This is a genomic window from Rhizobacter sp. P1_G5 (assembly GCF_056405435.1).
In genome coordinates this window covers 1-4793 of record NZ_JBFUCB010000477.1, presented here as the reverse complement: position 1 = coordinate 4793, position 4793 = coordinate 1, and the positions used below count along the sequence as shown (strand labels likewise).

Annotated in this window: 6 protein-coding genes; 2 read left to right on the top strand and 4 right to left on the bottom strand. The window is 71.4% G+C overall.

Annotated features, from left to right (window positions below):
- A partial coding sequence (locus AC1D12_RS24945) for a PHP domain-containing protein (RefSeq protein WP_477843562.1) occupies positions 1-239 on the bottom strand: 239 nt, incomplete at its 3' end.
- A gap of 114 nt (positions 240-353) precedes the next feature.
- Between AC1D12_RS24945 and AC1D12_RS24940 the strand changes: the two genes are divergently transcribed.
- Positions 354-719: a hypothetical protein gene (locus AC1D12_RS24940; protein ID WP_052211236.1), complete on the top strand. Its 366-nt coding sequence runs from the start codon at positions 354-356 to the stop codon at positions 717-719.
- Positions 720-797: 78 nt separating this feature from the next.
- A complete protein-coding gene (locus tag AC1D12_RS24935) occupies positions 798-2243 on the top strand; it encodes an NAD-dependent succinate-semialdehyde dehydrogenase (protein ID WP_477843560.1) in 1446 nt (481 codons plus the stop codon).
- Here the strand turns inward: AC1D12_RS24935 and AC1D12_RS24930 are convergent.
- The 3 genes from AC1D12_RS24930 to AC1D12_RS24920 all read right to left on the bottom strand — a co-directional run.
- Positions 2230-3519, bottom strand: a complete 1290-nt coding sequence (locus AC1D12_RS24930; protein ID WP_477843558.1) for a glycoside hydrolase family 18 protein — start codon at positions 3517-3519, stop codon at positions 2230-2232. The two genes, AC1D12_RS24935 and AC1D12_RS24930, sit on opposite strands and share 14 nt — an antisense overlap.
- Before the next feature lie 29 nt (positions 3520-3548).
- Positions 3549-4577, bottom strand: a complete 1029-nt coding sequence (locus tag AC1D12_RS24925; RefSeq protein WP_477843556.1) for a phytoene/squalene synthase family protein — start codon at positions 4575-4577, stop codon at positions 3549-3551.
- Positions 4578-4605: 28 nt separating this feature from the next.
- Positions 4606-4793: hypothetical protein (locus AC1D12_RS24920; RefSeq protein WP_477843554.1), on the bottom strand; the 188-nt coding region annotated here is incomplete at its 5' end.

The window sequence follows — 4793 nt, the reverse complement described above, 5'->3', positions numbered from 1 at the left end:
GCATGCGGGTCGCCCGCCGGCAAGGTGAGCTGCATCTCGCTGCCGATGATCAGGTGCAACTGGCGGCGCCGTGCCTCGACGTGCGCGCGCACCACGCCGGACAGCGAGCACTCGTCGGTGATCGCGAGCGCCGCGTAGCCGAGGTCGGCGGCGCGGTTCACCAGTTCCTCGGGGTGCGAGGCCCCGGTGAGGAAGCTGAAGTTGCTGCGGCAGTGCAGCTCGGCATAGGGGGGGAGCATCGCGGGATGAATACTGTGCTTTCATACAGTATATGGACATATGAACCGCCCCACCGGCGACAAACGCGTGCCCGGCACACGACAGAATCGATGACCCCCCGACGAGGCCACCCGATGCCCCACACCACCCCTTGCCTGCCACGGTTTCGCACGCTGTTCATCGCGGTGACGGCCGCCACCGCGTCGTTCGGCTGCGCCTACCCGCGCACCATCCACGTCTACGACGAGGAATGCCAGGTCATGGCGCGCCAGATGGTGCTCGACGTGGCCGACGTCAATGCCGGCCGCTCATGCAGCACCAATGACTGCATCACCCAGCTGGTGGGCCACGCCGCCGTGCTGGCCGCCTCCACCGTGATCTCCGGCAGCATCGTCGTGACCGGCAACGTCGTCTACTGGCTCGAGAAGAAGCGCAACTGCCGGCCGAAGGCACCGGCATCGACGCCTGCCTCGGCGCATGGCGTGATCCAGTCCGCCTGAAGGGCCGCGTGCGGCAAGGGGCTTGGAGGAAGGCCGACAATGGCGCCCTTCCCCGCTTCGACGACTACGCGAAAGCCCATGAGCGACACCACCTACCCCGACACCCGCCTGCTGATCGACAACCAATGGGTCGACGCCGCCGGCGGCAAGACGCTGGACGTGCTGAACCCCGCCACCGGTGCGCCGATCGGCAAGGTCGCGCATGCATCGACGGCCGACCTCGACCGCGCGCTGGCCGCCGCGCAGCGCGGCTTCGAGACCTGGCGMGCAACGCCCGCGCACGAGCGCGGCAACCTGATGCGCCGCGCCGCCGCGCTGCTGCGCGAACGCGCCGACGGCATCGCCCGCCTGATGACGCAGGAGCAGGGCAAGCCGCTGGCCGAGGCGCGCGTCGAGGTGCTGGCCGGCGCCGACATCATCGACTGGTTCGCCGACGAAGGCCGCCGCGTGTACGGCCGCATCGTGCCGTCGCGCAACCTGGCCGCGCAGCAGCTGGTGCTGAAGGAACCGGTCGGCCCGGTCGCGGCCTTCACGCCGTGGAACTTCCCGATCAACCAGATCGTGCGCAAGCTCGGTGCGGCGCTGGCGAGCGGCTGCTCGTTCCTCGTGAAGGCGCCCGAAGAAACCCCGGCTTCGCCGGCCGCGCTGCTGGCCACCTTCGTCGATGCCGGCATCCCGGCCGGCGTGCTCGGCCTGGTGTTCGGCAACCCGGCCGAGATCTCGGCCTACCTGATCCCGCACCCGGTCATCCGCAAGGTCACCTTCACCGGCTCGACGCCGATCGGCAAGGAGCTGGCCGCGCTGGCCGGCCGCCACATGAAGCGCGTGACGATGGAGCTGGGCGGCCACGCGCCGGTGATCGTTGCCGACGACGCCGATGTCGCGCTCGCGGTCAAGGCCGCCGGCGGTGCGAAGTTCCGCAATGCCGGCCAGGTCTGCATCTCGCCGACGCGCTTCCTGGTGCACAACAGCCTGAAGGCGGAGTTCTCGCAGGCGCTGGTGGCGCACGCCCAGAAGCTGAAGCTGGGCGACGGCCTGGCCGAAGGCACGACGCTCGGCCCGCTGGCCAATGCGCGCCGCCTGGGCGCGATGGCCAAGGTGGTCGACGACGCCCGCAAGCGCGKCGCGACGGTGGCGACCGGCGGCGAACGCGTCGGCAGCAGCGGCAACTTCTTCGCGCCGACGGTGCTGACCGACGTGCCGCTCGACGCCGACGTGTTCAACAACGAACCGTTCGGCCCGGTGGCCGCGGTGCGCGGCTTCGACACGCTGGACGAGGCGATCGCCGAAGCCAACCGCCTGCCGTTCGGGCTGGCCAGCTACGCCTTCACGCGCTCGATCAAGAACGCGCACCTGCTGTCGCAACGCCTGGAGGTCGGCATGCTGTGGGTCAACCAGCCGGCCGCGCCGGTGGCCGAGATGCCGTTCGGCGGCGTCAAGGACTCGGGCTACGGCACCGAAGGCGGCCCGGAGGCGATGGAGGCCTACCTGGTGACGAAGAGCGTGTCGATCATGGCCGTTTGAGCGGCTTGGCCTGAGCAGGACCCGGGGTCTGCCCGACCCCGAGGTTCATCGCGTTCAGGATGTCGCCGTTGTCCTGCGACAGCTCCCACGCGAAGACGCCCGCCAGCCCGTGCGCGACCGCGAAGCGGCCCTTGCGCCGCACGCTGCGCGGGTCGTCGTAGCCGATCATCTGCTGCTCACGCGCATTCCACAGCGTGTACGACTGCGTGATGCGGTCGTACACCGTTCTCCAGCCCTGCGTGCCGGTGCCCTTCGGTCCCAGCCAGCCGCCGGCCAGCTCGCGGTAGGTGATGTCGCCTTCCTTGCCGGGGAACACGCCGGTACGCGGCACCCCGTTGAAGCCGTTCGGCCCCGGGCCCTTCACGCCCGCGAAGCCGCGGCCGTACATCGCGACGCCGGCCACCAGCTTGTGCGCCGGCACGCCCGCCTTCGTCATCACGCGCACGGCGCCTTCGAGGCTGTCGTTGGTGTCCAGCGTCGGGCTCGCGAGCGGCGCGTGGTGGCCGGCCAGCGGCGTCCAGCCGCCGGCAAAGTCGTAGGTCATCATGAAGACGAGGTCCATCACCTTCGCCGCAGCGGCGTGGTTGACCTTCGTCGCGAGCGATTCGGTGGTGTTGATGGCGGCAGTCAGCAGGTAGCGGCGGCCGGTCTGCGCGGAGAGTGCATCGAGCGCGCGGCGCAGGTCGACCATCAGGTCCGCATAGCCCTGCCCGTCGGCCGGCGTGCCCAGCGCGACGCCATTGGCGCTGCCGTTCGAGGTCGGGTGCTCCCAGTCGATGTCGATGCCGTCGAAGGCCGGGTGGGTCTGCAGGAACTGCGTGACCGAGGCGGCGAACACCGCGCGCCGCGCCGGGTCGTTCACGAGGTGGAAGAACGGGTCCGAGCCGCCCCAGCCGCCCACCGAGGCCAGCACCTTGGCGTGCGGCGCACGCTGCTTGAAGCGGGCGAAGACGGCATCGAACTCGTCGTCACGCGTCGAGGTGGCGAGCTGGAAATCGGCCTTGCCCTCGCAGGCCGCGGCGTCCTGCGGCAGCTGGCCGGGGCCGCACAGGTGCAGGAAGGCGTAGAGCAGGTGCGTCAGGTTGCCGGGCGGCACGCGGTCGAGCAGGTCCTGCGGCTGCCAGTTCGGCACGTAGACGCCGACGACCTTGCCGCTGGTCGGCGTGAAGGGGTGGTGCCGGCCGGTGAACGGCGGCACCGGTTCGGCGGCGGATGCCGCGGCCGCCATCCAGCCCAGGGCCACGGCCAGGGTCGTCATCCATCGCGATCGGTTCATCGGGCGTCTCGTCGGGTGGGTTGAAGGGATCAGGCGCGGCAGGCTGCCTCGACGCGCGCAAGCGCTGCATCGGTCCAGCGCCGCAGTGCAGCGGTCGACAGCGCGGTCGGCACTGAGCGCAGCAGCATCCGGTAGACCGCGCCGCGCGTCACCTTGATGCGCCGTGACGGATCGAGCCAGCCCGGTGCGGCGAGCAGCAGCTCGATCGACGCGAGCCCGAGCATCAGCGGCCACAGCGACGCGAGCCGCAGGCGCAGGCTGCCCGCGGGAATCTGCAGCACGTAGGCGGCGCCTGCGCGGTAGCCGGCCAGCGCCTGCGCGCTCAGCGCCAGCAGCAGCGGCCGGGCTGCTGCGCGGCGCGCCGGATCGAGCAGGTCGCCGACCTGCAGGCCGTGGGTCGCGAGCAGTTCGGCCGGCAGGTAGCAGCGGCCGTTCGCGAGGTCTTCGGCGGCGTCGCGCAGCACGTTCGTCAGCTGCAGCGCCTGGCCGTAGGCGATGCCCTGCGCGACCCTCGCGTCGCGCGGCCACGCCTGCAGCTCGGGCCGGTGGCGCATCGCGATGTCGGTCCAGAACTCGCCGACGCAGCCGGCCACCAGCCAGGTGTAGCGATCCAGCTCGGCGCGGGTCTGCAGCGGCACCGGCGCACCGGCACGGCCGTGTTCGAAGTGCTGCAGGTCGAAGCACATGCCGTCGGTCAGCGTCGTGACGACGCGGCGGATGTCGGCGATGTCGGCGGGCTGCTGGCGCTGCAGCAGGTCCAGCGCCTCGGGCAGCGCGGCCATCAGCGCGGCCTCACCGGCGTCGGCCGGGATGCCGGCGTCGATCGGCTGCGTGGGCGAGGTACCGGCCACCTGCTCGCGCCACGACAGCAACTGCGCGAGCCGCTGCGATGCCGGGCGCCCGGGCGTATCGGCGAGGGTATCGGCCGCGCGGGCCAACAGGTAGGCCAGGCTGACCGGCGCGCGCAGGCCCGGCGGCAGCATGCGCAGGCTCAGGTAGAACGAACGGGAGACGCGCTTCAGCAGGTCGCCGAGCAGCGTGTCGGAGGAGACGGGCATAGGGCTGGCAATGTAGCCGCTCTTGCCCTCAGCCCGACGACTTGAACACCCCGAACAACCGCCCGATGCGTCCGGCAATGCCGCGCTCGCCGGACGACACCTTGATCAGCGGGCTGGTCGGCCGGTTGCCGAACGGGTCGCCGGTCTGCACGCCGCGCGTCACGGCGGTGCCGGCGCGTGCCGGAGCCGCTCGCACCACGGCGGCCGGTGCTGCCG